Source organism: Streptomyces sp. NPDC044571 (assembly GCF_040647115.1).
Taxonomy (GTDB): Bacteria; Actinomycetota; Actinomycetes; order Streptomycetales; family Streptomycetaceae; genus Streptomyces.
In genome coordinates this window covers 1-26,745 of the sequence record NZ_JBEZBN010000073.1, presented here as the reverse complement: position 1 = coordinate 26,745, position 26,745 = coordinate 1, and the positions used below count along the sequence as shown (strand labels likewise).

Annotated in this window: 23 protein-coding genes and 2 pseudogenes; 14 read left to right on the top strand and 11 right to left on the bottom strand. The window is 72.9% G+C overall.

What is annotated here, in order from left to right:
• Nucleotides 1–544 precede the first annotated feature (544 nt).
• On the top strand, nucleotides 545–1,150 hold the full coding sequence (locus tag AB0B01_RS27805) for a M23 family metallopeptidase (protein WP_361724679.1): 606 nt from the start codon (nucleotides 545–547) through the stop codon (nucleotides 1,148–1,150).
• A 55-nt stretch (nucleotides 1,151–1,205) separates the two neighbouring features.
• On the opposite strand, the gene AB0B01_RS27800 is transcribed toward AB0B01_RS27805, so the two are convergent.
• The 6 genes from AB0B01_RS27800 to AB0B01_RS27775 all read right to left on the bottom strand — a co-directional run bounded on the left by AB0B01_RS27800 (nucleotide 1,206) and on the right by AB0B01_RS27775 (nucleotide 7,077).
• Nucleotides 1,206–2,435: a LamG-like jellyroll fold domain-containing protein gene (locus AB0B01_RS27800; RefSeq protein WP_361724676.1), complete on the bottom strand. Its 1,230-nt coding sequence runs from the start codon at nucleotides 2,433–2,435 to the stop codon at nucleotides 1,206–1,208.
• Between the two features lie 81 nt (nucleotides 2,436–2,516).
• Nucleotides 2,517–3,830: a two-component system sensor histidine kinase CseC gene (cseC, locus tag AB0B01_RS27795; protein WP_361724673.1), complete on the bottom strand. Its 1,314-nt coding sequence runs from the start codon at nucleotides 3,828–3,830 to the stop codon at nucleotides 2,517–2,519.
• Complete coding sequence (cseB, locus tag AB0B01_RS27790) at nucleotides 3,827–4,540, bottom strand: two-component system response regulator CseB (protein WP_361724671.1); 714 nt, start codon at nucleotides 4,538–4,540, stop codon at nucleotides 3,827–3,829. The genes cseC and cseB overlap by 4 nt, the downstream gene beginning before the upstream one ends.
• A 46-nt stretch (nucleotides 4,541–4,586) precedes the next feature.
• Nucleotides 4,587–5,222, bottom strand: a complete 636-nt coding sequence (locus tag AB0B01_RS27785) for a hypothetical protein (protein ID WP_361724668.1) — start codon at nucleotides 5,220–5,222, stop codon at nucleotides 4,587–4,589.
• A gap of 122 nt (nucleotides 5,223–5,344) precedes the next feature.
• Complete coding sequence (locus AB0B01_RS27780) at nucleotides 5,345–5,917, bottom strand: SigE family RNA polymerase sigma factor (protein ID WP_361724665.1); 573 nt, start codon at nucleotides 5,915–5,917, stop codon at nucleotides 5,345–5,347.
• A 218-nt stretch (nucleotides 5,918–6,135) separates the two neighbouring features.
• Nucleotides 6,136–7,077 (bottom strand): A/G-specific adenine glycosylase, encoded by a 942-nt coding sequence (locus AB0B01_RS27775; protein WP_361724663.1) that lies wholly within the window; start codon nucleotides 7,075–7,077, stop codon nucleotides 6,136–6,138.
• Between the two features lie 239 nt (nucleotides 7,078–7,316).
• On the opposite strand from AB0B01_RS27775, the gene AB0B01_RS27770 reads away from it, so the two are divergent.
• On the top strand, nucleotides 7,317–8,117 hold the full coding sequence (locus tag AB0B01_RS27770; RefSeq protein WP_361724682.1) for a hypothetical protein: 801 nt from the start codon (nucleotides 7,317–7,319) through the stop codon (nucleotides 8,115–8,117).
• A gap of 50 nt (nucleotides 8,118–8,167) precedes the next feature.
• Here AB0B01_RS27770 and disA read toward each other — a convergent pair whose 3' ends face one another.
• Both disA and radA read right to left on the bottom strand, forming a co-directional pair.
• Nucleotides 8,168–9,292: a DNA integrity scanning diadenylate cyclase DisA gene (gene disA / locus AB0B01_RS27765; RefSeq protein WP_361724660.1), complete on the bottom strand. Its 1,125-nt coding sequence runs from the start codon at nucleotides 9,290–9,292 to the stop codon at nucleotides 8,168–8,170.
• A gap of 269 nt (nucleotides 9,293–9,561) precedes the next feature.
• Entirely contained in the window at nucleotides 9,562–10,962 is a 1,401-nt protein-coding gene (gene radA / locus AB0B01_RS27760) for a DNA repair protein RadA (protein WP_356846677.1), read from the bottom strand.
• A 149-nt stretch (nucleotides 10,963–11,111) separates the two neighbouring features.
• Between radA and AB0B01_RS27755 the strand changes: the two genes are divergently transcribed.
• Nucleotides 11,112–12,827 carry a hypothetical protein gene (locus tag AB0B01_RS27755; RefSeq protein ID WP_361724657.1) on the top strand — a complete coding sequence of 572 codons (1,716 nt, stop codon included), beginning with the start codon at nucleotides 11,112–11,114 and terminating at the stop codon, nucleotides 12,825–12,827.
• A gap of 22 nt (nucleotides 12,828–12,849) precedes the next feature.
• Here AB0B01_RS27755 and AB0B01_RS27750 read toward each other — a convergent pair whose 3' ends face one another.
• A complete protein-coding gene (locus AB0B01_RS27750) occupies nucleotides 12,850–13,665 on the bottom strand; it encodes a hypothetical protein (protein ID WP_361724654.1) in 816 nt (271 codons plus the stop codon).
• Nucleotides 13,666–13,728: 63 nt separating this feature from the next.
• Between AB0B01_RS27750 and AB0B01_RS27745 the strand changes: the two genes are divergently transcribed.
• From AB0B01_RS27745 to ilvD, 6 genes and pseudogenes are all read left to right on the top strand, one after another.
• Complete coding sequence (locus tag AB0B01_RS27745) at nucleotides 13,729–14,658, top strand: Ppx/GppA phosphatase family protein (RefSeq protein ID WP_361724651.1); 930 nt, start codon at nucleotides 13,729–13,731, stop codon at nucleotides 14,656–14,658.
• A gap of 638 nt (nucleotides 14,659–15,296) precedes the next feature.
• Nucleotides 15,297–15,386 (top strand): annotated as a pseudogene (locus AB0B01_RS27740) (transcriptional regulator); the annotation flags it as partial.
• 53 nt (nucleotides 15,387–15,439) lie between these two features.
• Nucleotides 15,440–15,553 (top strand): annotated as a pseudogene (locus AB0B01_RS27735) (HAD family hydrolase); the annotation flags it as partial.
• A 155-nt stretch (nucleotides 15,554–15,708) separates the two neighbouring features.
• Nucleotides 15,709–16,545, top strand: coding sequence for a sugar phosphate isomerase/epimerase (locus AB0B01_RS27730; RefSeq protein ID WP_361724648.1), 837 nt, complete (start codon nucleotides 15,709–15,711; stop codon nucleotides 16,543–16,545).
• Nucleotides 16,542–17,159 carry a TetR family transcriptional regulator gene (locus AB0B01_RS27725; protein ID WP_361724645.1) on the top strand — a complete coding sequence of 206 codons (618 nt, stop codon included), beginning with the start codon at nucleotides 16,542–16,544 and terminating at the stop codon, nucleotides 17,157–17,159. The genes AB0B01_RS27730 and AB0B01_RS27725 overlap by 4 nt, the downstream gene beginning before the upstream one ends.
• Nucleotides 17,160–17,282: 123 nt before the next feature.
• Nucleotides 17,283–19,133 (top strand): dihydroxy-acid dehydratase, encoded by a 1,851-nt coding sequence (gene ilvD / locus AB0B01_RS27720; RefSeq protein ID WP_361724642.1) that lies wholly within the window; start codon nucleotides 17,283–17,285, stop codon nucleotides 19,131–19,133.
• A 109-nt stretch (nucleotides 19,134–19,242) separates the two neighbouring features.
• On the opposite strand, the gene AB0B01_RS27715 is transcribed toward ilvD, so the two are convergent.
• Entirely contained in the window at nucleotides 19,243–21,387 is a 2,145-nt protein-coding gene (locus AB0B01_RS27715) for a serine/threonine-protein kinase (protein ID WP_361724639.1), read from the bottom strand.
• Between the two features lie 106 nt (nucleotides 21,388–21,493).
• On the opposite strand from AB0B01_RS27715, the gene AB0B01_RS27710 reads away from it, so the two are divergent.
• The 5 genes from AB0B01_RS27710 to proC all read left to right on the top strand — a co-directional run bounded on the left by AB0B01_RS27710 (nucleotide 21,494) and on the right by proC (nucleotide 25,003).
• A complete protein-coding gene (locus AB0B01_RS27710; protein WP_361724636.1) occupies nucleotides 21,494–21,805 on the top strand; it encodes an SH3 domain-containing protein in 312 nt (103 codons plus the stop codon).
• 88 nt (nucleotides 21,806–21,893) lie between these two features.
• Entirely contained in the window at nucleotides 21,894–22,421 is a 528-nt protein-coding gene (locus AB0B01_RS27705; protein ID WP_361724633.1) for a hypothetical protein, read from the top strand.
• A 48-nt stretch (nucleotides 22,422–22,469) separates the two neighbouring features.
• On the top strand, nucleotides 22,470–23,285 hold the full coding sequence (locus AB0B01_RS27700) for an ABC transporter ATP-binding protein (RefSeq protein ID WP_361724630.1): 816 nt from the start codon (nucleotides 22,470–22,472) through the stop codon (nucleotides 23,283–23,285).
• A 50-nt stretch (nucleotides 23,286–23,335) separates the two neighbouring features.
• Nucleotides 23,336–24,073 carry an ABC transporter permease gene (locus tag AB0B01_RS27695; RefSeq protein ID WP_361724627.1) on the top strand — a complete coding sequence of 246 codons (738 nt, stop codon included), beginning with the start codon at nucleotides 23,336–23,338 and terminating at the stop codon, nucleotides 24,071–24,073.
• A 120-nt stretch (nucleotides 24,074–24,193) separates the two neighbouring features.
• Nucleotides 24,194–25,003, top strand: a complete 810-nt coding sequence (proC, locus tag AB0B01_RS27690) for a pyrroline-5-carboxylate reductase (RefSeq protein ID WP_361724624.1) — start codon at nucleotides 24,194–24,196, stop codon at nucleotides 25,001–25,003.
• 49 nt (nucleotides 25,004–25,052) lie between these two features.
• Here the strand turns inward: proC and trpS are convergent, their stop codons facing one another.
• The gene (gene trpS / locus AB0B01_RS27685; RefSeq protein WP_361724621.1) at nucleotides 25,053–26,054 is read right to left on the bottom strand and encodes a tryptophan--tRNA ligase; all 1,002 of its coding nucleotides are present in this window, start codon (nucleotides 26,052–26,054) and stop codon (nucleotides 25,053–25,055) included.
• Nucleotides 26,055–26,745: the final 691 nt, after the last annotated feature.

Below are 26,745 nucleotides of genomic sequence, written 5' to 3'. Positions count from 1 at the left end.
ACAAGGTTCCGGGGCCGCCCCTTTGCCGTGCGTGCGCGGTGCGAGCGCCGTGCCGTGTCCCGTGGCCCTGCGCCGCCCGGGGCGCCCCTGGTCCGGTGGCCGGCCCGGACGGTCCCCAGCGGCCGGGGCGGGGCTCCGCACCCGCCCACGGGCGGCTGCGGGGCCCGCACCGCCCCCGGGCGGTCCGGAAGCCGCTGTGGCCGCACGACGGGCATCGGGCGGCGGCGCGGCACCCGAAGGAGATCCATTCGTGCCTCCTGCGGTGACAAGCCGCACAGGGCAAATCGGACCTACTAGAACCTTTCGTAGATCCAGTGTCCGATTTGTCCCCCACGTTGGCCCAGGAAGGCCGTGGTCAAGCAGATCTGCGTCACACTCCGCACCTACGAGTGCCCGTAGTAATCGGGAGGTTTGGGGATGTGGCGGGACACGGGTTACCAAGGATGGGCAAGCCCGGCACCCCGCTCAGCGTGCCGGGTCGCTTCGTGCCCCGGCGGGCCGGAGCCAGCGAACCGTTCCTGTCCCCGGCCCCGGAGGTCTTCCTATGTCCGCGAAGCGCGTCAGCACCCGTCGTACCCGTCTTGCCCTCGGCGCAACCGCTCTCGGTGCGGCCCTGGCGATCGGGGCCGGGACGACCGCCGCCTTCGCCGACGAGGCCCCCACCCTGACGCGTACCGCCGAGCTGGTCGCGGCCCAGGCCTCGGCCCAGGCCTCCGCCGCCTCGAAGTCCGTCTCCTGGCAGAAGCCGGTCGCCCGCTACACGCTGTCCGCGACCTTCGGCAAGGGCGGCAACCTGTGGTCGCACAAGCACTCCGGCCAGGACTTCGCCTGCCCCGTCGGCACCCCCGTCAAGGCCGTCCACGACGGCATCGTCGTCAAGGCCGGCCCGAACGGCGGCGGTGACGGCCCGGCCTACGGCAACGCCATCGTGATCAAGCACGCGAACAACACGTACTCCCAGTACGCGCACCTCTCGAAGATCCAGGTCCGGATCGGCCAGAAGGTCTCCAAGGGCGCCGGGATCGCGCTGTCCGGCAACACCGGCAACTCCACCGGCCCGCACCTGCACTTCGAGATCCGGACCACCCCGAACTACGGCTCGGCCGTGAACCCGGTGGCCTTCCTGCGCAGCGCCGGCGTCACCCTCTGACCCCACCTCCGACCTCCCTCAGGGGCCCCGTCCGGGGCCCCTGAGGCGACGGGGCTCAGTACAGCAGCCAGGAGGCCGTCGGCTTGGTCTTCGCGTCCACGCGGCCCGGCTTGAGGGTGTCGATCTGCGCCGGCGAGAGCACCACGTCGTAGGTCTGAAGGGTCTCCATGGCGCCGCTCCACGGGGCCGTCCACTTGTCCTCGTGGCGCGAGCGGGCGATCTCCAGCGGCCCCTGGGCCTGGTAGATGCCCGAGACCGGCGCCTCGCCGGTCTTCTTCCCGTTCACGTACAGGGCGATCAGCTTGCGCTCGGCGTCGTAAGTGGCCGTCAGCGTGGAGAAGGTCTTCTCCATCTTCGGGCTCTCGCCGGTCACGGTGACCATGGTCGCCTCCGCGCCCTGGTCGCCGGTCTGGACCCGGAAGATCCAGCTCGGCTTCCCGTTCACCTGGTCCAGGCCCAGCTCGAACGAGAAGGACTTCTCGTTGCCCTGGCTGACGGCGATCTGCCGCCCCTTCGGAGCCCGGTTCCAGACGTGGGCCGAGACGGTGAAGCTCTTGGCCGTGTCCACGACGCGCTTCTCGGACTCGGCGTACGAGTTCTCGTTGCCCTTCGTGCGGATCTCGAACCGCTTCTCGATCGGGAAGACCCCCGCGTCCGGACCCATCTTCAGAGGGGCCTTGCCGCTGCGGTCCCGGATCTGGGTCGGGTCGTCCTTGACGGTGGGGGTGTTGTCGACGGGGGCCTTGCTCTTGGACCCGCTGGGGGAGGGCGAGGCCGAGACCGACGGGGACGCCGTGGGAGCCGCCTCCTCCTTGTCCTTGTCGTCACCCAGCAGCAGGAACGTTCCACCGCCGGCGAGCAGCAGCAGTACGGTCACGCCGCCGCCGATCATCCACAGCCGCTTCTTGCGCCGCTCGGCCGCCGAGCGGTCGGCCAGGGCCTCCCAGTCCGGCTGGTCCGCCTGCGGCGGCGGGAACGGCCCGGGCGCGGCCGGCGGCTGCGTGCTCTGGATCGGCAGCCCCTGGGCCCACGGCTGCGGCCGGCTCGCCGGGGCCGGCTGGTACGGGTTCGGCGGGCCGGCGCCCGGCTGCGGGTAGCCGTAGCCGCCGCCGTCCGCGGGCGGGATCTGCGGCGGCGGGCCGAAGCCGCCGCCGGCGGCGGGCGCGCCGGGCGGGAAGCCGTAGCCGTTGCCCGGGGCCGGGGGGACCGGCGGGAACCCGTAGCCCCCGTTCCCCGGGGCGGGCTCGGGCTGCGGGTTGCTGGAGGGATGAGTACCGTCGGTCATGCCACGGATGCTAAAACACGGGCCCGCCGGGGCGAACGGCCCGGTCCCGCTGCACGGCCCCGAGGCGCTGCCCGGGCCGGCTCACCCCGACAGCCGGACCACCGGGAAGCTGCCCGTGGCCGTCGGCGCGTGCTCCGGCAGCCACAGCACCGCCACCGCGCCCGCCGCCGTCCCGGCGCGGTCGGTGCCGCCCGGCGCCGCCACGTTGCGGAACGTCAGACGGGCGCCCAGGACCCGGGCCTGGCCCTCCGCGATGGTCAACCCCAGCCCGTGGCCCACCCCGGCCCGGTCCGTGGACCCGGTCCGGAACCGGCTCGGCCCCTCGCGCAGCAGCGCCTCCGGGAAGCCCGGCCCGTGGTCCCGCACCCGTACCACCCGGCCCTCGATGTCGACCTGCACCGGAGGCTGCCCGTACCGCGCGGCATTGGCCAGCAGGTTGCCGAGGATCCGCTCCAGCCGGCGCGGGTCGGTGCTCACCACCTCGTCGGCCACGACCCGTACGGACGCCTCCGGCATCAGCACCGTCACCCGCCGGCTCACGAACTCGCCGAGCGCCACGTCCTGGAGCTCCGCCCGCTCGGACGCACTGTCCAGCCGGGCCACCTCCAGCACGTCCTCGACCAGCGCCCGCATCGCCCGCGCCCGGTCCAGCACCAGCTCGGTCGGCCGCCCCGGAGGCAGCAGCTCCGCCGCGGTCAGCAGGCCCGTCACCGGGGTCCGCAGCTCGTGCGCGATGTCCGCGGTCACCCGCCGCTCGGCCTCCAGCCGCTGCTGCAGGGTGTCGGCCATGGCGTCCACGGCCCGGGCCAGGTCGTCGGTCTCGTCCCGCACGACGCCGCCGACCGCGTCCCGCACCCGTACGTCGGGATCCCCGTGCGCCACCCGCTGGGCCGCGACCGCGGCCTTGCGCAGCCGGCGCGAGATCTGCCCGCCGATCAGCACGCCGAGCGCCGCACCGGCGATCACCACGGACAGCGACCCGACGACCAGGGCCCGGTCCAGGTCGCGCACCAGGTTGGCGCTCTCCTTGAACGGGCCGTGCAGCGACAGCACCTGGCCGTTCCCCAGCGGGGCCGCCGCCCACACCTCCGGGACCGCCCGCGGGTGCTCCTGGATGTAGGTCCCGCGCCGCCCCGACCGGGCCTTCTCGCGCAGCTCGCCCGGCAGCTCCGGGTCGTTGAGCTTGGCGCCGAACGGCAGCTTGCGCCCGGCCTCGGCGTAGCGGGCGATGAACTGCACGCGTTCCAGCTGGGCGTCGCGGGCGCTCTCCAGCATCGAGACGCGGGCAGCGTTGTGCACCACCAGGCTCAGCGCCACGGTGACGAGCGCGCCGACCGCGGCGATGGCGAGTGTGATCTTCCAGCGGATCCCTGTGCGGAGGGTGAAGCGCCTCATGCCTTGAGCTTGTATCCGAAGCCCCGGACCGTCTCGATCCGGTTCTGGCCGATCTTCGTGCGCAGTCGTTGGACGTGGACGTCCACGACGCGGGTGTCGCCGCCCCAGTCGTAGTCCCAGACCCGCTCCAGCAGCCGGTCGCGCGACAGCACGGTGCCGGGGGAGGAGGAGAACTCCAGCAGCAGGCGCATCTCGGTCGGGGTCAGGGCCACCGGGTCGCCCGCCCGGCGGACCTCCATGCCCTCGGTGTCGACCTCCAGGTCGCCGAAGACGAGCACCCCGCGCTCCTCCTCCGGATCCTCGCCGCCCGCCCCCGCAGCGCCGTTCTGCGGGCCGCCCGCGTGGCCGAAGCGGCGCAGCACCGCACGGATGCGGGCGACGAGGACCGAGCCGTCGAAGGGCTTGGTGACGTAGTCGTCGGCTCCCGCCTCCAGCCCGAGCACCACGTCGATCGAGTCGGCGCGCGCGGACAGCATGATCACCGGGACGGTGGACTCGTCGCGGATGCGCCGGCACAGGCTGACGCCGTCCATGCCGGGCACCATCACGTCGAGCAGCGCGATGTCCGGCCGGTCGGCCCGGAAGGACTCCAGGCCGGACAGGCCGTCGGGCATGGCGGTGACCACGAACCCGTCGCGCTCCAGCGCCAGGGTCGTGGCCTCACGGATGACGTCGTCGTCCTCCACGAAAAGGACATGGGTCTCGGCCATGCGCACGCCTCGCCTCGGTTCTTCGCTTCGCGGTTCTTCTGGTGGGTCAGTTCTTCTGGCTGGTCGCCGGGGCGGGCTGGCCTCCGCCGTCGATGTTGCTGTAGTCGGTGTGCACCCGGTCCTGCTCGGCGAACCGCTCCCCGCTCCAGTGGTAGGTGATCACGTCCTCGCCCGACGGATAGGTGAGCGTGTCGCTCTTCGCGTAGACCGGCTTGGTGACCACGAGCTCGCCCCGGTCGATCTCCGCGTAGACGGGGGGCTGCTCGTCGGCGAACACATTCTCGTACGTCGTGCCGTCCCCCCGGTACACGTACGAGCCGCGGCCCAGCGCGTCGGCGCAGGACAGCACGTTGACCACGATGTCGACGGCGCTGCTCCCGGTGATCTTCCCGTAGCTCACGTCGACCGGATACTCCTTGCCGCTGCAGGGCTTGAGGTCCCGCTTGACCTCCGCGCTGACCTTGGGGTCGGCCCGCAGCAGTGCGACCGGGTCGATGTTCCGGGCGGGTTTGACCGAGGGCTCAGCGGTGGCCGGGACGTGGTCGGGCGGGGCGGCCGGCGCACTGGTCTTGCCCACGGATTCGGTCCGGGCGGGCCCCCCGTCGCGCAGTCCGGTGCCGCCGCCGGAGCAGCCGGCCGCGAACAGCACGGTGCCGGCGAGGACGACCGTCCCCGCCGACATCAGTACGAACGAGCTCTTGCCGTCCAGGCTCCGGCCGAGGCCTCGGCCCGGCGGCTTCCCCGGACTCCGGCCCGGACCTTCATTCTGGCTGTGACTCGGACTCTGACTCGGACTTTGGCCCATCAGGCCACGCACCGCTCACGCCCCTCGTACCGGATGGTGTGGTCTCCGCGGTGGTCACCGCGCTCCAGCGCGCGCATGTCCAGGTCCCGGCTCTCCAACTCCTGCCGGAGGCGGGCCAGTGCGCGGTGCAGAGTGCTCTTCACGGTACCCGCCGACATGCCGAGCGCCGCGGCCGTCTCCTCGGTGCTCATCTGCTCCCAGTGTCGCAGCACGACCACGCTGCGCTGCTTGGGCGCGAGCACCTTGAGGATGTCCATCAGCAGGGCGCGGTCGGCCCGCTGGTCGGTGCCGTCCTCGACGGAGGCGTCGGGGAGCTGCTCGGTGGGGACTTCCTCCAGCTTGCGGGCACGCCACCACTCGGTACGGGTGTTGATCATGACGCGGCGCAGGTAGGCGTCGGCGAGGGACTTGTCGGCGATGCCGTCCCAGCGGCCGTAGGTGCGCACGAGGGCCGTCTGGAGGAGGTCCTGCGCGTCGGTGGGGTCCGGAACCAGGCGCCGGGCACTGCGCAGCAGCGCGTCCTGCCGAGTGCGTACGTACTCCTCGAACCCGAGTACCTCGCCGTGCGCCATCTCAGACCGCCTCCGTCCCGTGCACCGCTCATCCGCTGCCCTACGGATCCCGACGGTACGGAGGCGTTGTCACGAGCCTGTGCGGGCCAGCCTGCGGTGGACGCACGGACACCCATAGGTTGTGTAACAACGGCTGTGAGCTGCGGTGACACCGAGACAAGCGGAATCTTCGACTCAGCTTCCACCCGGTTTCCACCGGGCTTCCACCCGGCTCGTGCTCAGCTCGCGGCGGGTCCCTGCGGCAGCCGGTACAGACCCCCGGCGAGCGGCTCCACGAGCCCGTCCGCGACCAGCCCGTCCAGCGCCCGGGCCCGCTGCACCGGCTCCTCCCAGACGCTGTCCAGCACGGCCTGCGGAACCGGGCCCACCGCCTCGCGGAGCACGGCGAGCAGCCTGCCGCGCACCTGCCGGTCGGTTCCCGCGTACGTCTGGCCGCGCCGCGGCGGCCCGTCGTGCGCGGGCTTGCCGGCCAGGCGCCACGCGCAGAGCCCCGCCACCGGGCAGCGGGCGCAGTCCGGGGACTTGGCCGTGCACACCAGCGCGCCGAGCTCCATCGACGCCGCCGCCCAGCGGGCCGCGACGGCCTCGTCCTCGGGCAGCAGGGCCCGGGCCAGGCGGCGCTCGGCGGCCGTCGTGGCGTTGGGCGGGTACTCGACCCCGGTGGTGGTGCGGGCGAAGACCCGGCGGACGTTGGTGTCGAGCACGGGGTGCCGCTGCCCGTACGCGAAGGAGGCCACGGCGGCCGCGGTGTACTCGCCGATCCCGGGCAGCGCGAGCAGCTGCGCGTGCTCGCGCGGTACGTCGCCGCCGTGCCGCTCCGTTATCGCCACGGCCGCACCGTGCAGGCGCAGGGCCCGCCGGGGGTAACCGAGCCGCCCCCAGGCCCGTACGGCCTCACCGGGGGCCTCGGCGGCCAGGTCGGCGGGGCGGGGCCAGCGGGCGATCCACTGCTCGTACACCGGCAGCACCCGGCTGACGGGCGTCTGCTGGAGCATGAACTCGCTGACCATGACGCCCCAGGGGCCGGCCTCGGGGCGGCGCCAGGGCAGATCGCGGGCGTGCTCGTCGAACCAGGCGATGACGGGGGAGTGCAGCGCGTGGGAGACGGCGGGGGACTGGGAGACGGCGGGGGACGCGGTGGAGACGGGGGATGCAGTCATGGCACTCCGCATCCTGGCATGTTTCGGGTCCCCTGGCGTGGCGGCGGTGAACGTATGGCCGAGGTGTCCGTGCTCACCGACGGTGTTCAAGGGCGCTCCACGCCCTTTCGAGTGCGTGGCTGATTCTCGACCCCCGGATGCCCGCTCGCAGGATGATCATCGCCAAAACAAGCCGGGTGCGCGGCATGTGGGGCGCAGATCGGCCCGCCGATTCTCGTAAAGTTCCGTCCGTGGGATCTATGCGCAATCCGGTCGGGCCGCTCCCCTCCTCCATCTACTGGCGACGGAGGGCCGTGCTGGCTTCCGTCGTCGCGCTCCTGGCGCTGCTCGCCGTATGGACGGTCAGTTCCGGTGGCGGGAGGACGAGTAGTACGAACGGCAAGGGCCAGAAGGGCCCCCACCCGGCCGCCTCGATCACCCCTGGCCCCTCGGGGACGGGGCCGGCGATCAGTCAGGCGCCGGGCGGGCGCGGCGACTCGGGGACCGGAGCGGGCAAGAACACCGACCCGGGCGCGAGTTCATCCCCCGCCGGCGGCGCAAACGGGGGTGGCGCGGGATCGTCCGCAGCTCCCGGCGGCGACGGGGCCGGGGGCGCGGGCGGCACGGGCGTCCAGGTCCCGGCGGACTCGCCGCTGCCCTCCTGTGCCCCGAGCGGGCTGCAGTGGGAGGTCAAGAGCGTGAAGAACGAGTACGAGACGAACGAGAAGCCCCGTCTCGAACTCGTCACGCGCAATGTCTCCGGCACCACCTGCAAGATCGACCTCGGGCCGCGCCAAGCCGTGGTGACGATCCTTCAGGCGAGCACCAGCAAGGCCGTCTGGTCCTCGGCGGACTGCCCTTCGGGCCCGGCCAACGCGTTCTTCCGGGTGCCGGCGCAGGGTGAGGCGAAGCAGGCGGTGGAGTGGGACCGGCGGTTCAGCGCGGCCGACCAGTGCCAGGCGCCTCCGGCGGGAAGTGCGGCTGCCGACACGTACGTGGTGGAGGTCAAGTCGCCGGGCATGCCGGTGGCGCGGACCTCGTTCGTCCTGAAGCAGGACTAGGCCGGACCCTGCGGGGTGGCTGCGGGACCGGCCGGCGCGGACCCGGCCGGTCAGACGTAGCGTTCCAGGATGGAGGACTCCGCCAGGCGGGACAGGCCCTCGCGCACGCTGCGGGCGCGGGCTTCGCCGACGCCGTCCACCGCCTGGAGGTCGTCCACGCTCGCGGCCAGCAGCTTCTGGAGGCCCCCGAAGTGCTCCACCAGCCGCTCGATGATGGCCCCCGGGAGCCGGGGAATCTTCGCCAGCAGCCGGTAGCCCCGCGGGGACACCGCCGAGTCCAGGGTCTCGGGGGAGCCGGTGTAGCCCAGCGCCTTGGCCACGATCGCCAGCTCCAGCAGTTCCGGGTGCGTCAGCGCGTCCAGCGCGGGCAGCGCCTCGTCCACCGTGCGGGAACGCTTCGCCGTGGGTTCCGGCACGTAGTCCCGGATCACGAGCTCCCGCTCCTGCTCGATGCCGACCGTCAGCTCGTCCAGCTGGAGGGAGAGCAGGCGGCCGTCGGTGCCGAGTTCCACCACGTATTCGGCGATTTCCGTGGCAATGCGGCGAACCATTTCCAGCCGCTGGGCGACCGCCGTCACGTCGCGCACCGTGACCAGGTCCTCGATCTCCAGCGCGGACAGCGTCCCCGCGACCTCGTCCAGACGCAGCTTGTACCGCTCCAGCGTGGCCAGTGCCTGGTTCGCCCGCGACAGGATCGCCCCGGACTCCTCCAGGACGCGCCGCTCGCCGTCCACGTACAGGGCGATCAGCCGCATCGACTGCGAGACGGACACCACGGGGAAACCGCACTGCTTCGAGACCCGGTCCGCCGTGCGGTGGCGGGTGCCCGTCTCCTCCGTCGGGATCGACGCGTCCGGCACCAGCTGCACGCCCGCCCGCAGGATCTTCGTGAGGTCCTTGTCCAGGATCAGCGCGCCGTCGAGCTTGCACAGCTCGCGCAGCCGGGTCGCGGTGAACTCCACGTCCAGGACGAATCCGCCCGTGCACATCGCCTCGACGGCCTTGTCCATGCCCAGCACGATGAGGCCGCCGGTGTTGCCGCGGACGATGCGCTCCAGGCCGTCGCGCAGCGGCTGACCAGGGGCGACCGCGCTCAGCGAAGCGCGCATCAACGCCTCGTGCTTGGAGCTCGCGCCGGACTTCCCGGGTGCTGCTGCCCCGTCCTTGGCTGCCACTGCACTCCTCCGGTCGCGGGTTGCGCCGCCTGCGTACGGCCGGGCGGACCAGCACAAAGTCTACCGGCGCGCGCTGTGCGCCCGCCGTGGCTTGGCCAGGTGCGCCCCGACGGGGGCCCGTACGAGCCCCCTCGGCACCCCCCTCACCGCCCCCTGAGCAGCGGCTCCTCCGGCTGGTACGGCTCCGGCCAGTGCCCCTTCTGCGGTGTTCCCCGGTGGCCGGTGCCCCTCCTGCCGGTGCTCCTGCGGTGGCCGGTGCCTCCGGTCGCCTACTCCTTCGCCGCGGCCCGCGAGCGGCCGCGTGGCAGGACCCGCAGGGCGTCGCCCATGTCCGCCACCTCCAGCACCTTCATGCCGGCCGGGACCTTCCCGGGGTCGACCGGCACCAGGGCGTGCGTGAAACCGAGCCGGTGCGCCTCGGCGAGCCGGCGCTGTACGCCGGTCACGCGCCGCACCTCGCCCGCCAGGCCGACCTCCCCGATCGCCACCAGGTTCTTCGGCAGCGGGACGTCGCTGGCGGCGGACGCCAGCGCGAGCGCGATCGCCAGGTCGGCGGCCGGCTCGGTGAGCTTCACGCCGCCCACCGTGGCGCTGTAGATGTCGCGCTTGCCCAGCGCGGTGATCCGCCCCCGCTGCTCCAGCACCGCCAGCATCATCGAGACACGGGAGGTCTCCAGGCCGGAGGTGGTCCGCCGGGGCGAGGGGATCTGCGAGTCCACGGTCAGTGCCTGCACCTCCGCGACGAGGGGGCGCTTGCCCTCCAGCGTCACCGTCAGGCAGGTGCCGGGGACGGCCTCCGCCCGCCGGGTCAGGAACAGCCCGCTCGGGTCGGCGAGCCCGGTGATGCCCTCGTCGTGCAGCTCGAAGCAGCCGACCTCGTCGGTGGCGCCGTACCGGTTCTTCACCCCGCGTACGAGGCGCAGGCGCGCGTGCCGGTCGCCCTCGAAGCTCAGGACGACGTCCACCAGGTGTTCCAGCAGGCGCGGACCGGCGATGGCCCCGTCCTTGGTGACGTGGCCGACCAGCAGCGTGGCCATCCCGCGTTCCTTCGAGGCGCGGATCAGCGCTCCGGCCACCTCCCGCACCTGGGCCATGCCGCCGGGGGCGCCGTCGATCTCCGGGGAAGCGACCGTTTGTACGGAGTCCAGGATCAGCAGGGACGGCTTCACGGCGTCGAGGTGCCCGAGGACGGCGGACAGATCGGTCTCGGCAGCCAGGTAGAGGTGGTCGCTGAGCGCGTTGATCCGGTCGGCCCGCAGCCGCACCTGGCTCGCCGACTCCTCGCCCGTGACGTACAAGGTGCGGTGCGCGTCGCTGGAGGCCTTCGCCGCCACGTCGAGCAGCAGCGTCGACTTGCCGACGCCCGGCTCGCCGGCGAGCAGCACCACGGCCCCGGGGACGAGCCCGCCGCCCAGGACCCGGTCCAGCTCGTCCACGCCGGTGCTGCGGGCGGTCGCCGTCCGGCCGTCGACCTGCGCGATCGGGAGCGCCGCGGTCGAGACCCGGCCCGCGGCGGTGGTGCGCACGGCGGGCGCACCCATCTCCTCGACGGTGCCCCACGCCTGGCATTCGGGGCACCGCCCGAGCCATTTCGCGGTCGTCCAGCCGCACTCGGAGCAGCGGTAGGACGGCCGGTCCTTGGCGGATGAGCGGGATGTACGGGCAGCCATGCGGCCCACCGTAGCGGCAGCCGGTGACAGTGCTCGCACGGGCGGGCGTCAGGGCGGCGGTCAGCGCGTGTTCGATCTGTTCACCCGTAAGGGCTAAAACAGCTGAAGGCTTCACGGCCGTCACCCGCGTGCCGCCTACCTTCGCCAGGGTGAGCAGCAGCGACCAGGAAACCTCCGCCCCGCGCACCGGCGCACACCGGGCGCACGGGCGCACGCCCTCCGAGGTCCCCGAAGGAGAACAGCCGCCCCCCTTCCGGCACGAGCCCTATCTGGACGGACTGTTCACCTACTGCCTGTCGGTCCTGTGTGATCACGACACGGCCACCGAGGTCCTGGCGGACGTACTCGCCGTCGCCGAGCGGCATCCGGGCCGCTGCCCGGACGAGGGCGGGCGGCGGGCCTGGCTGTACGCGCTCGCCCGCTGGGCCTGCCTGCGCAGGCTGGCGGAGCAGCGGCGCGGCCGCCCAGGGGCGCATTCCGCCCGGCGCACGCCGGAGCACGCCGATGGGGAGCGCGCGCCGGGGGCGCACCGCTCCCTGGACGTGAGTGCGTACCGGCGGACCGAGCTGGCCCGGCTCGCCTGGCCCGAGGCCGCCGGGACCACGCCCGAGCAGCGCGAAGCCCTGGAACTCGCCGTCCGCCACCGCCTCGGCATCCCCGAGCTCGCCGCCGTCCTCGGCACGCCCGCCGCCAGCGCCCGCGAACTGCTGTCCGGCGCCGCCTGCGAGGTGGAGCGGACCCGGGCCGCCCTCGCCGTCGTCGAGACCGGCGGCTGCCCCGCGGTGTCCCGGCTGACCGGCGACGGCCAGGTGCTGCTGTCCACCAGCCTGCGGGCCGAGCTCGTCCGCCACGTCGACGACTGCCCGCGATGCCGCCGCGTCGCCGAACGCGTGGGCTCCGGCGCGCCCTGGCCCGGCTCCGGCGGCATCGACGCGGCCCTCCCGCTCGTACCCGCGCCCCGCACCGCCGTCCGCGCGGCCCTGCTGCGCTCCGGGGGCCGCGGACGCGGGCGGCCCGCCCCGCGCTTCGACCGCACCGGCTTTCCGATGGACCCCAGGGACCGCGCGGCCCGCCGGGACCGGCTGCGCGCGCGGGCCGTCACCACCACCGTCGTCGCCACCGTCGTAGCGGCCCCCGTCCTCGCGCTGTGGGCCGCCTACCGCGGAGCCCCCAGCACCGGCGAATCCGCCGGGCCGGACTCCACCCGGGTCTCGGCGAGCGAGTCCGAGATCCCACTGCCGCACACCGACGGGCGCCCGCTGCGGGCCTTCGAGAACGCCGGCAACACCGCCCGTACCACCGGCGAGCCGGGCTTCGTCACCAGCGCCCGCGCCGACGCGGCTTCGGACGTCTCCGTCGAGGTGATCAGCACCGGGCCGCCGGCCACCCCCGACCAGCCGGGCCCTGCGGGCCGGCTCACCGTGGCCGCCTCTCCGCACGGCGCAACCACCATGCTCACCCTCACCGCGTCCGGGGGCGCCCCGGTCGACTGGCGGCTGTGGTCCGACGCCCCCTGGCTGCAGGCCAGCCGTACCTCGGGCACCCTCGCCCCTGGAGAATCGGTCACCCTGTGGATCACCGTCGACACTGAAGCCCAGCCCGTCGGCGCCTGGTCGGCCCGGGTCGGTGTGGACCCGGGCGGAGCGGTGGTCTCCATCCGGGGCCGGGGCCGCCCGGCTCCCACGCCGACGCCCACCCCGACGCCGCCGTCCACGCCCACGCCGACGCCGACGCCGACCGCGACTCCGACGCCTACCCCCACGGATACGGATACGGCCACGCCGACTCCGACTCCGACGCCGAGCCCGTCAGGAGGAACGGTTTCCCCGTCCTCCGACCCGGACACGGTGCCCGGCTCGCCGTAGTAGGCCGGTGGCCGGCTCCGGCCTAGACGGGATCCGCGGGGTGCGGGGCCATCGGGAGCAGCGAGGACAGCCGCGCCTCGCACAGCTTCACGAGGGCCTCGTACCCCTCCTTGCCCATCAGCTCGGTCAGCTCGGCCCGGTACGACACGTACACCGGCTCGCCGGCCCCGTGCGCCGAGGTGGCCGAGGTGCACCACCAGTGCAGGTCATGGCCGCCGGGGCCCCAGCCGCGCCGGTCGTACTCGCCGATCGAGACCTGGAGCACGCGCGTGTCGTCGGGCCGGTCGATCCACTCGTAGGTGCGGCGGATCGGCAGCTGCCAGCACACGTCGGGCTTGGTCTCCAGCGGCTCACGCCCCTCGCGCAGCGCCAGGATGTGCAGCGAGCAGCCCACGCCGCCCGCGAAGCCGGGCCGGTTCTGGAAGATGCACGAGCCCTCCCAGCGGCGGGTCTGGCGCTCGCCGTCGTCGTCCTTCTGCACCCAGCCCGAGGTGGTGCCCACGTCGTGGAACTGCCACAGGTCGGGCGTCAGCCGTGCCACGTGCTCGGCCACCCGCTTCTCGTCGTCCTCGTCCGAGAAGTGCGCGCCGAGGGTGCAGCAGCCGTCATCGGCGCGGCCCGCCTGGATGCCCTGGCAGCCGCTGCCGAAGATGCACGTCCAGCGGGAGGTCAGCCACGTCAGGTCGCAGCGGAAGACCTGCTCGTCGTCGGCGGGGTCCGGGAACTCCACCCAGGCCCGGGGGAAGTCGAGGCCCTTCTCGTCGCTGAGGGGAGTGGGCTCGGGCTTCTTGGGCTTTTTGATGATCTTGGACTTGTTGGCCTTCTTCGTATTTGGCACAAACCCAAGCCTAAGCGCCCCTTACTCCACCCAGAATCCTGGCGCACAGTAGCGTTTCCTCGTATGAGACTCGGTGTCCTTGATGTGGGTTCGAACACGGTGCATCTGCTGGTGGTGGACGCGCACCCCGGTGCGCGCCCGCAGCCCGCGCACTCGCACAAGGTGGAACTGCGACTGGCGGAGCTGCTCGACGAGGACGGCGCCGTCACCCCGGACGGCATCGAGCGCCTCCTCGCGGTGATCGGCGATGCCGTGCAGGCCGCCGAGGACAAGGGCTGCGAGGACGTGCTGCCCTTCGCGACCAGCGCGGTGCGCGAGGCCAAGAACGCGGACGAGGTGCTCGCCCGCGTGAAGCTGGAGACGGGCATCGACCTGCCGATCCTCAGCGGCGAGGACGAGGCCCGGCTGACCTTCCTGGCGGCCCGCCGGTGGTTCGGCTGGTCCGCGGGCAAACTGCTGGTCCTGGACATCGGGGGCGGCTCGCTGGAGATCGCGTACGGCATCGACGAGGACCCGGACGCGGCCGTCTCCCTCCCGCTGGGCGCGGGCCGCCTCACCACGGGCTGGCTCCCGGGCGACCCGCCGGACCCCTCGGACATCCGGGCGCTGCGCCGCCACGTACGGGCGCAGATCGCGCGCACGGTCGGCGAGTTCAGCCGCTTCGGGACGCCGGACCACGTGGTGGCGACGTCGAAGACGTTCAAGCAGCTGGCCCGCATCGCGGGCGCGGCCCGCTCGGCGGACGGCCTGTACGTGCAGCGGGACCTGACCCGCAAGTCCCTGGAGGAGTGGGTCCCGCGCCTGGCGGCGATGACCACCTCGCAGCGCTCCGCCCTCCCGGGCGTCTCGGAGGGCCGCGCCGGCCAGCTCCTGGCCGGGGCCCTGGTCGCGGAGGGCGCGATGGACCTCTTCGGGGTGGACGACCTCGAAATCTGCCCCTGGGCCCTCCGTGAGGGCGTCATCCTGCGGCGGCTGGACCACCTGCCGTCGTAGGGGGCTGGGGCTTCGGGGGGTGGGGGCGGTGCTTGTGCTTGTGCCTGTGGTTGTGCCTGTGCCTGTGCCTGTGGTTGTGCCTGTTGGTTGTACGGGTGTGCCGGTCGGGTCGTGTTGCCTGCTGCCTGCTGCCTGCTGCCAGTCGCGTTGCCTGGCTGCCGGTGGTCTGCGGGGCGGTGCCTGCGCTCGGCATCAGAGCGGGTATGGGGGTTCCCGTCAGTCCCATCGTCTCTCCGGTTCGGGCCGGGCCGTCAAGGGCGCTCCCTTCGGTCGCGTCGCTTCGCGATGGCCTTCGGCCACCCTTGACTGCCCGTCCCGCCCCGGAAAGACAGGACTGTCGGGAAGCCCCCAAAAAGGCGGTCACGGGGCAGGGACACGCATGCGGGTCGATCAGCGAGACCCGGGCAGGTGCACGAGGGGGCGACACCGACGCGGGGCCCGTGTGCAGGCCCATTCCGGGTCGGGGGCGGCCCAGCCGTAGTCGGACGACGACCAGATGACGCTCAGGAGCGCGGAGACGGGCCGCGCGCGTCAGATCGCTACGCGCTTCTCGCGTCTCGGCGTCCCCGGGCCGTCTGGGCTGGACGTGAGCCGCCCAAGATCGCTACGTACTCCTCGATGAGGCCTGCGTGTCGGACGACTGGCTGACCCGGTGGCTGGATGCCCGCTCCGTGGCAGCCGTCGCCGCCCGGCAGGGCGACCGCGACCACATGAGGCACTTCATCGCCGCACGCGGTCTGGCACGACACCCAGGAGACCCGCACCGGGGATGTGAACCACCTGGGACAACAGTCGCGGCCGACTGACGACCGGGACCGCCCGGCGGCTCGCCGACGAGCTGCTCGGGCAGGGCACGCTGGATTGGCTGCGGGCCGCCATGGGCGAGAAGCCTTGACCTGTATCGGCCTCTCCCTGGCGCGGGTTTGCTCGTCAGGGGCGGTTCGGCCCCGCACTGTCCTGATCGCGGGCCGCGCCGCCCCCGTGGTCGGGAACGGGGCGAGGTGGTCGTTGTCACGGCGGGGGGCGGCTCGGGGACCGTAACCTGTCCCCGTGGCAAAACCAGTCCGCATTCCGACCGCGAAGGTCGCCCTGTCCACCGCCTCCGTCTACCCGGAGACGACGGCGACCGCCTTCGAGATCGCCGCCCGCCTCGGCTACGACGGCGTCGAGGTCATGGTCTGGACGGACCCGGTCAGCCAGGACATCGACGCCCTGCGGCGGCTGTCGGACTACCACCACGTGCCGATCCTTGCCGTTCACGCGCCTTGTCTGCTGATCACCCAGCGGGTGTGGTCCACCGACCCCTGGACCAAGCTCCAGCGCGCCCAGTCCGCGGCCGAACGCCTCGGGGCGAGCACCGTCGTCGTGCACCCGCCCTTTCGGTGGCAGCGCCAGTACGCCCGCGACTTCGTCAGCGGGATCTGGCGGATGGCCGAGGAGACCGACGTGCGGTTCGCCGTGGAGAACATGTATCCGTGGCGGTACCGCGACCGCGAGATGCTCGCGTACGCGCCCGAGTGGGACGTGACCAAGGACGACTACCGGCACTTCACCGTCGACCTGTCGCACACCGCGACCGCGCGGACCGACGCCGCCGCCATGATCGACCGCATGGGGGAGCGGCTGGCGCACGTGCACCTCGCCGACGGAAACGGTTCGGCGAAGGACGAGCACCTCGTCCCCGGCCGCGGTACGCAGCCGTGCGCGGAGCTGCTGGAGCGGCTCGCCCGGGTCTCCTTCGACGGGCACGTCGTCATCGAGGTCAACACCCGCCGCGCCATGTCCTCCGCGGAGCGTGAGGCCGACCTCGCCGAGGCCCTCGCCTTCACCCGCCTCCACCTCGCGACCACCGCCGCCCCGAGCCCGATCAAGAGCCCCCGCCGATGACCCAGCCCGCCAAGCCCCGCCGCGGCCCCGGCCGCCCCCGCCAGGACGAGACCGACGACGGGCCCGGGACCCAGGAGCGCATCCGGCTCGCCGCCCGCTCCGAGTTCGCCGCGCGCGGCTACGACAAGACCTCCGTACGCGGCATCGCCAAGGCCGCCGGCGTGGACCCGGCGCTGGTCCACCACTACTTCGGCAGCAAGGACGACCTGTTCGCCGCGGCCATCGAGCTGAGCATGGAGCCCGCCCTCGTCGTCCCCGCGGTCCTCGGCGAGGGCCCGGACGGGATCGGTGAGCGGCTGGCCCGCTACTTCCTCGGCATCTGGGAGAACCCGGTCACCCGCGCCCCGCTCCTCGCCGTCATGCGCTCGGCCCTCACCCACGAGGCGGCGGCCAAGGTCCTGCGCGGCCTGGTGCTGCGCCGGGTCCTGGAACGGGTCGCCGCCGACCTCGACGTGCCCGACCCCACCTTCCGCGCCGAGCTCGCCGCCTCCCACATGGTCGGCATCGCGATCCTGCGCTACGTCGTCCAGGTCGAGCCGCTCGCCTCCGCGGACCCGGAGGCCATCGTGGCCCTGGTCGCCCCGACCCTTCAGCGGTACCTGACCGAAGACTGAGCTGGTCGTCCCGCCATCCGGACATCCTGTCCGTATCGCGGGCCCGGGGCGTAGCCTCGTAACTGAGTCATACCTACCGTCGCGGCTGCGCTCGCGCAGCCGCACTCATGGGGAGTGAACCCGATGCCCGAGCTGAGGTCCCGCACCGTCACCCACGGCCGCAACATGGCAGGCGCACGTGCGCTGATGCGCGCCTCGGGCGTAGCGAGCGAGGACATCGGCAAGCCGATCATCGCGGTCGCCAACTCGTTCACCGAGTTCGTGCCCGGCCACACGCACCTGGCCCCGGTCGGCCGGATCGTCTCCGACGCCATCCGCGCCGCGGGCGCCGTTCCGCGCGAGTTCAACACCATCGCGGTCGACGACGGCATCGCCATGGGCCATGCGGGCATGCTGTACTCCCTGCCGTCCCGCGACCTGATCGCGGACAGCGTGGAGTACATGGTCGAGGCGCACTGCGCCGACGCCCTGATCTGCATCTCCAACTGCGACAAGATCACCCCCGGCATGCTGATGGCCGCGATGCGCCTGAACATCCCGGTCGTGTTCGTGTCCGGCGGTCCGATGGAGGCCGGCCAGGCGACGCTGGTGGACGGCACCGTCCGCAAGCTCGACCTGATCGACGCCATGGTCGACGCGTCCAACGAGAACGTCTCCGACGAGGACGTCCTGCGGATCGAGGAGAACGCCTGTCCCACCTGCGGCTCCTGTTCCGGCATGTTCACCGCCAACTCGATGAACTGCCTCGCCGAGGCCATCGGCCTGGCCCTCCCGGGCAACGGCTCCGTCCTCGCCACGCACACCGCCCGCCGCGCCCTGTACGAGAACGCCGGCCGGACCGTCGTCGAGATCACCAAGCGGTACTACGAGCAGGACGACGCCTCGGTGCTGCCGCGCAACATCGCCACCCGCGAGGCCTTCGAGAACGCCATGGCGCTCGACATCGCCATGGGCGGCTCCACGAACACGATCCTGCACCTGCTCGCCGCGGCGCAGGAGGCCGGCCTGGAGTACGACCTCAAGGACATCGACGAGGTCTCCCGCCGCGTCCCGTGCCTGGCCAAGGTCGCCCCGAACGTGGCGCCCGGCGGCACGTACTACATGGAGGACGTCCACCGCGCCGGCGGCATCCCCGCCATCCTCGGCGAGCTGCACCGCGGCGGTCTGCTGAACAAGGACGTCACCACCGTCCACTCCGTGAACCTGGAGGACTGGCTCGGCACGTGGGACGCCCGCTCCGGCACGGCTTCCGAGGAGGCCATGGAGCTGTGGCACGCGGCCCCCGGCTGCAAGCGCTCCGCGACCGCCTTCTCGCAGTCCGAGCGCTGGGAATCCCTGGACCTGGACGCGGAGGGCGGCTGCATCCGCTCCGTTGCCCACGCGTACTCCAAGGACGGCGGCCTCGCCGTGCTGCGCGGCAACATCGCCGAGGACGGCTGCGTCGTGAAGACGGCCGGCGTCGACGAGTCGATCTGGACCTTCGAGGGCCCGGCGGTCGTCTGCGAGTCGCAGGACGAGGCCGTCGACAAGATCCTGCGCAAGGAGGTCAAGGCGGGCGACGTCGTCGTCATCCGCTACGAGGGCCCGCGCGGCGGCCCCGGCATGCAGGAGATGCTCTACCCGACGTCGTTCCTCAAGGGCCGCGGCCTCGGCAAGGTGTGCGCGCTGGTGACGGACGGCCGCTTCTCGGGCGGTACGTCGGGCCTGTCCATCGGCCACGCCTCCCCCGAGGCGGCCTCGGGCGGCACCATCGCCCTGGTCGAGGACGGTGACCGCATCCGCATCGACATCCCCAACCGCAGCATCGACCTGCTGGTCCCGGAGGAGACCCTCGCGGCCCGCCGCGAGGCCCTCGGCGGGGTCTACGCCCCGAAGAACCGCGAACGCCAGGTCTCGGCGGCGCTGCTGGCGTACGCGGCGATGGCGACGAGCGCGGACAAGGGCGCGGTCCGCGACGTGAGCCGCCTCGGCTGAGCCCCGCCCGCCGTCCCCCGGCCCGGCCCCGAACCCGCCCGCCGTGTGCGGGCCCCGGGGCCGGGCCGGGGTCGCATCGCGGGGTTCCCGCCAGGCCCGGCGCGCCGCGCTACCAGCCCGACGGGTTCGTGGACGGCACCGCGAAGAGGGAGCCGTCCGGGGCCGAGGCGTAGACCCGGCCGGCCGAAACCACCGGCGCCGCCAGCGTCGCGGTGAAGAGGTTCCCGGCGTCCCCCATCCGGGGGGCGGTCTGGCCCGCCAGCCGCGCCGTCCTCGCGTCGACGGCCAGCAGCCGCCCGTCCGGCGCCGTCAGGTACACCCGGCCGTCGGCGGACACCGGCCGCGAGGCCACCGCCACGCCCGTCTCCAGTCGCCACTGCTCCTTGCCGGCCCCGACCGCCACCAGCGCGCCCGAGGTGCCGGACACGTACACGACCCCGTCCGCACCCACCGTCGCCTCCGCGTCGAACAGCGGCGCGGCCAACCGCACCCGCTGCGCCGCGCCCCGGCCCGCGGCCTCGACCCGCACCACCGCCGTCGTCTTCGCGGACGCATCGCTGTCCAGCAGGTACAGGCCCTCCGGCGCCGTCCCGACCGGCCGCAGCCGCCCCGGGGCGCGGACCTGCCAGCGCAGCGCTCCGTTCGCCGGATCCACCGCCGCCACCTGCGTCGCCCCGCCGTCGGTCTCGGGCGTCGCCACGTACAGGGCGGCCGCCGGCGCCTCGGCCACCCACCACACCGATCCGGTGCCGCCGATCCGCCGGGTCCACCGGGCCTGGCCGCTCGCCGCGTCCAGCGCGTCGACCTCCCCCGTCGGCCCGACGAGCAGCACCTGCCCGCCGGCGGCCACCGCCCGCATCCCGCCCGTCAGCTTCCGCTTCCAACGCTCCGTACCCGTGCCCGGATCCAGCGCCCGGAGCGTTTCGCTGCCCGGCGCCACGACGAGGACCAGCCCGCCCGCGTGCTGCGGGGCACCGTCCGTCGCCGTCCGGGCGGCCGGGCCGCTCGCCGCCACGGACCACACGGTCGAGCCGTTCGCCGGGTCGATCCGGGCCGCGGCCAGGCCGGGGGCGGCGCAGTACAGGGCTCCCGCCTGCCAGGAACACGCCCCGGGCCCGCCCGCGCCGCCGCCCGCCCTGGCCAGCTGAACGGCCCACGCCGTGACCGGCGTGGGCGCCGCCGCGGCCGTCGACCCGGCCGGCCCGGCCGCGGTCTTCGCCCCTGCCCCGAACTGCAGGTACCCGCCGCCGGCCAGCAGCAGCAGCAGCGCCGCCCCCGCTCCGGCCGCCACCGCCGCCCGCCTGCCCCGCCGCCCCGCGGGCCGCCGCAGGGGGGCTCCGATCCGGTCCCGCCGGTGCGTGGTCTCCCCGGCCCCGGCGGGCCCCGCCTCCACGGGCCGCCGCGGCTGCGGGATGAAGGCCTGGGTGTCCTCGCCCGTCGGGTACGCGATGGCCCGCATCGAGGCGATCAGTTCGTCGGCGGTGGGCCGCTCCGCCGGATCCTTGGCCAGGCAGCGCGCCACGAGGGGCGCGAGCAGCGGCGGCAGCCCCGTCAGATCGGGCTCGCTGTGCACCACCTGGTACGCCACGAGGTAGTGGCTGTCGGAGTCGAAGGGGCCGTGCCCCGTGGCCGCATGGACGAGTACGGCCCCCAGGGCGAACACGTCCGCCGCCGAGCCCACCTCCCGCGGCCGCTGGAACTGCTCGGGCGCCATGAACGGAGGCGTCCCGATCAGCTTCCCGGTCTCCGTCCGCAGATCGCTGTCCGCGGGCCGCGAGATCCCGAAGTCGATGACCCGGACCCCGTCCGGGGCCATCAGCACGTTGCTCGGCTTCAGGTCGCGGTGCACCACCCCCGCCCGGTGGATGTCGCGCAGGGCCTCCGCCAGCCCCGCCGCGAGCCTGCCGAGTTCGGCGGCGTCCAGCACCTGGGCCCGTACGCGCTCGGCGAGCGTCGGGGCGTCGATGAACAGGGTGGCCATCCAGGGCCGTTCGGCATCCGGATCGGCGTCCACGACCGGCGCGGTGAAGGCTCCGCTCACCCGCCGGGCCGCCGCCACCTCCTGCCGGAAGCGGGCCCGGAACTCGGGGTCGACCGCATGCTCGGCGTGCACGATCTTGACGGCGAGTTTCAGCCCCGAGTCCGAGGTGGCCAGGTGGACGACGCCCATGCCGCCGGATCCCAGCACGGACTCCAGCCGGTACTGCCCGGCGTACTCCGGAAACCCCGCGTGATCCGCGCGCAGCGCATGCACCGCTCACCACCCCCGCCGGAGCCTAGTCGATACGCCGTATGAATCTCCAAGGTCCTGCTACCCTGCGCGAGTTGCGCACGGCAACGCCCATGGGGGGAGATTTCACATGCCGGTCGAGAACGATTCCAGCCATATGGAGAGCGTCGCGAGCCTTGCCGAAGGCTCCGGTTTCCAGACCTTCCCGGTCGCTCCCGGCTACCGGTTGAACGTCCGCAGCGGCCCCGGTACCAACTACTCGGTCATCGACACCCTGCCGTACGGCGCCACCGTCACGATCCGCTGCCAGTGTGACGGCACCACCGTGTCGGGCCCGTACGGCACCTCGGACATCTGGGACTGCATCGGCAACGGCCGTTTCGTCTCCGACGCGTACGTGAAGACGGGTAGCGACGGCTACGTGGCCACCCGCTGCGCCTGACCGCACCGCCGGGCCGGGCGGCGCAGTCGGCCGTCTGACACGTGAGACAACCCTGGCCCGGCCCACCCCCCGGTGGATAATCGCCGGTGTGAGCGACGACCAGCGAGACCAGCGAGACCTGCGCGACGCGCGCGACCAGAGCACCGCCGGCCCCCGGCCCGAGCCGATCCGCTTCTTCGGCACCACCTGGGTGCACCACGACGGTGGCTACGCCCTGCGCCGCGTCGCCCTCGCCCTCGGCTCGCTGGTCACCGCCATCGCCGCCGCCGTCTTGCTCCGCCTCTCCTACGAGGGCTTGGAGATCGGCAACGTCGGCCCCTTCCTCAGCATCTCCGTCGTCGTGCTCTTCGCGATCGCCAGCTCCATCGCCTTCGCCAAGACCTGGGAGTCCTTCAGCCGCCGTCCGCGTCCCTCCTCCGACGAGGCCGCCCTCAAGGGGCTGAAGACGATCGGTTTCATCGGCTCCCTCATCGCGTACTTCCTGCGGTGCTTCGTCGAGGCACCGGGCGAGAAGCTGTGCCGTGCCGAGTACGAGCGGGCCACGGCCGAGTACGCCCGCCGCCGCAGCACCCGTACGGGCAACCCGGCCGCGCGCCGCCCGAAGCGCAAGAAGTAATCCCGCACCGCGTTGACGCCCGGCACCCGCAGGAGCATTATTCATCACATGATGAATAACCGGGACCGGATGACCGGCGACCCCGACCGCCCCCCGTCCGCCGCCGTCCACGCCCACGACCTCACCGTCCGCCGCGGCACCGGCCGCCACCCCCGCACCGTCCTCGACGCCATCGCCTTCGACGTCCTCCGCGGCCGCATCACCGGCCTCCTCGGCCCCTCCGGCTGCGGCAAATCCACCCTCATGCGCGCCGTCGTCGGCACCCAGGCCCACGTCACCGGCACCCTCGACGTCCTCGGCCGCCCCGCAGGCCACCCCGCACTGCGCGCCCGCATCGGCTACGTCACCCAGGCCCCCTCCGTCTACGACGACCTCACCGTCCGCCAGAACCTCGACTACTTCGCCGCCGTCCTCGACCCCGGCCGCGCCGCCGCCGACCGCCGCGCCGCCACCGTCACCCGGGCCATCGCCGACGTCGACCTCACCGGCCAGGCCACCGCCCTCGCCGGCAACCTCTCCGGCGGCCAGCGCAGCCGCGTCTCCCTCGCCGTCGCCCTGCTCGGCACGCCCGAACTCCTCGTCCTCGACGAACCCACCGTCGGCCTCGACCCCGTCCTGCGCCGCGACCTGTGGAACCTCTTCCACGACATCGCCACCACCCGCGGCACCACGATCCTCGTCTCCTCCCACGTCATGGACGAGGCCGAGCGCTGTCACGACCTGCTCCTCATGCGCGAAGGCCGGATCCTCGCCCAGGAGACCCCCGACGCCCTGCGCACCCGTACCCACTCCGCCACCGTCGAAGAGGGCTTCCTCCGCCTCGTCGACGAGGCCAACGCCCACGCCCGGGAGCAGACCCGATGAACGCCACCCCCGCCCTTCACGGCGGCCCCGCCATGAAAGGCGCCCCCGCCATGAACGGTGCCCGCACCGCCGCCACCGCCGCCCGCGTCCTGCGCCAGCTGCGCCACGACCCGCGCTCCATCGCGCTGATGATCCTGGTCCCCGTCCTGATGCTCACGCTGCTGCGCTTCGTCTTCGACGGCAGCCCCCGCACCTTCGACGGCATCGGCGCCTCGCTCCTCGGGATCTTCCCGCTCATCACCATGTTCCTGGTGACCTCCATCGCCACCCTCCGCGAACGCACCTCCGGCACCCTCGAACGCCTCCTCGCCATGCCGCTCGGCAAGGGCGACCTGATCGCCGGCTACGCCCTCGCCTTCGGCGCCGTCGCCGTCGTCCAGTCCCTCCTCGCCACCGGGCTCGCCCTGTGGGCCCTCGGCCTCGACGTGGTCGGCTCGCCCTGGCTGCTGCTGCTCGTCGCCCTGCTCGACGCGCTCCTCGGGACCGCTCTCGGGCTGTTCGTCTCGGCCTTCGCGGCCTCCGAATTCCAGGCCGTCCAGTTCATGCCGGCGGTGATCTTCCCCCAGCTCCTGCTCTGCGGCCTCTTCGCACCCCGCGACACCATGCAGCCCGTCCTGGAAGCACTCTCGAACGTCCTGCCCATGTCCTACGCCGTCGACGGCATGACCCAGGTCCTCACCCACACCGACATGACCGCCGACTTCGTCCGCGACGCCGTCGTCGTCGCCGCGTGCGCCCTGCTCGTCCTCGCCCTCGGCGCGGCCACCCTCCGCCGCCGCACTCCCTGACACCCCGCGACCACCCGCCCGCCCGCCTGACCACCCACCGGACAGCAGCCCCCGGCACCCGCCCCCGGTGCGAGGATGATCCCGTACGTCCCCACGTTCGTTCGGCGAGGTGAATCGGGCATGACCCAGACAGTCGCAGTCCTCGGTACCGGCAAGATCGGCGAGGCCCTGCTCAGCGGCATGATCCGCGGCGGTTGGCCCGCCGCGAAACTCCTCGTCACCGCCCGACGCCCGGAACGCGCCGCGGAACTCCGCACCCGCTACGGCGTCGAAGCCGTCAGCAACGCCGAGGCCGCCAAGCGCGCCGACACCCTCATCCTCACCGTCAAGCCCCAGGACATGGGCAAGCTCCTCGAAGAGCTCGCCCCGCACGTCCCCGCCGACCGCCTGGTCATCAGCGGCGCCGCGGGCATCCCCACCTCCTTCTTCGAGGAGCGGCTCGCCCCCGGCACGCCCGTCGTCCGGGTCATGACGAACACCCCCGCCCTCGTCGACGAGGCCATGTCCGTCATCTCGGCCGGCAGCCACGCCACCGCCGAACACCTCGCCCACACCGAAGAGATCTTCGGAGGCGTCGGCAAGACCCTGCGCGTCCCCGAATCCCAGCAGGACGCCGCCACCGCCCTCTCCGGCTCGGGCCCCGCCTACTTCTACTTCCTCGTCGAGGCGATGACCGACGCCGGCATCCTCCTCGGCCTGCCCCGCGCCCAGGCCCACGACCTCATCGTGCAGGCCGCGATCGGCGCCGCCGTGATGCTCCGCGACAGCGGCGAACACCCGGTCAAGCTCCGCGAGGCCGTCACCTCCCCCGCCGGCACCACCATCAACGCGATCGTCGAGCTGGAACGCCACGGCGTACGGGCCGCCCTGATCGCCGCCCTCGAAGCGGCCCGCGACCGCAGCCGCGAGCTCGCCTCCGGCAACAGCTGACCCGGGGGTACGGGGCCCCGCGCGCGGGGCCCCGAACCCGCACCACCGGCTACGGGGCCAGCAGCCCGATGGCCTCGTACGCCCGGTCGACCACCGGCCGCGCCAAGGCCCGCGCCCGCTCGGCACCCTCCCGCAGCACCTTCTCCACTCCAGCCGGATCGGCCGCCAGCTCGGCATGCCGCTCCTGCACCGGCCGCAGCAGCTCCATGACCGCGTCGGCGACATCCCGCTTCAGCGCCCCGTACCCGCCGTACCCCTCGGCGAGAACCGCCGGATCCGCCCCGGTGCACGCGGCGAGGACGTCCAACAGGTTCGCGACCCCGGGCCGCGCGGCACGGTCGTAGACGACGCCGCCGTCCCCGCTGTCGGTCACGGCCCGCATGACCTTCTTCCGAATGGCCTCCGGCTCGTCGAGCAGGAACACCACCCCGGGCCCGGCGCCGCCCGACTTCCCCATCTTGGACGTCGGATCCTGCAAGTCCATGACCCGCGCGGCCACCACCGGGAGGGTCGCCTCCGGCACGGTGAAGGTGGGCCCGTAGCGCTGGTTGAACCGCACCGCCAGGTCCCGCGCCAACTCCACGTGCTGCCGCTGGTCCTCCCCCACGGGCACCTCGTCCGTCCGGTACGCCAGGATGTCGGCGGCCATCAGCACGGGATACGTGAGCAGCGAGAGCCGCACCCCCGCCCCGGAGGCAGCGGCCTGCGCGGCCTTCTCCTTGTACTGGATCATCCGCCGCAGCTCCCCGTCGGTGGCGGTGCACTCCAGCAGGTACGCCAGCCGCGTGTGCTCGTCCACGTGGCTCTGGACGAAGAGGGTGCACTTCTGCGGCGTCAGCCCGGCGGCGAGCAGCAGCGTCGCCGCCTGTCGGCTGAGCCGGCGCACCCGCGCGGGATCGTGCTCGATGGTGAGCGCGTGGAGGTCGACGACGCAGAACAGCGCCTCGTCCGGCTCCTGGTCGGCGGCGACCCACTGCCGTACGGCCCCCAGGTAGTTCCCCAGCGTCAGGTGCCCGGTCGGCTTGATGCCGCTGAAGATCCTCGTCGTCATGTCCGTCTCCCTCTTCGTTCCGCCTGCTGAGTGGCTGTGGTGGGTGCCGCCGCCCGCGGCGACCGAGCCACTCCCGGAGGGGGAGAAACAGAAACGGCCGCCGGGGGCGGCGGCCGTGAGCGCATGTGCTCGCGTGGAAGGTCGGCCGCCGTCAGGCGGCCCACCAGCGAAGGCTGGACGTGAGCGCATGCGTAGTCATGGGGACAGGCTAGCCGTTCGGGTGGCTCCTGTATGGGAGTTGACACACGCTTGCCGGATCCGTAAGGTTCTTCGAGTTGTCCGACGTGAGCGCCGACCTTGGTCGGTCCCCGGACAGCCATTCCGCACTACTCATTCGAACGAACGACTCACTTGGTCGTCTCGTTTTCATGCGTATTTGCGAATGAGGAATCCGTGTCCGAGGACGCAGCCGCCGATTAGGTTCGGGGGCGAGGAATCCGCTACTGTCTCACTCGCCGCAAGGGCCCAACAGCCCGAGCAGCACCGACAGTCGGGGCCGAAAGGGTCTGATAGAGTCGGAATCGCCGGAAAGGGAAAACGCGAAAGCGAAGAACCCGGAAAGCGAGCGGGACGGACTCTGATAGAGTCGGAAACGCAAGAACGAAAGCCCGGAGGAAAGCCCCAGTAAGTGTTACTGAGGGTGAGTACGAAGGAAGCGTCCGTTCCTTGAGAACTCAACAGCGTGCCAAAA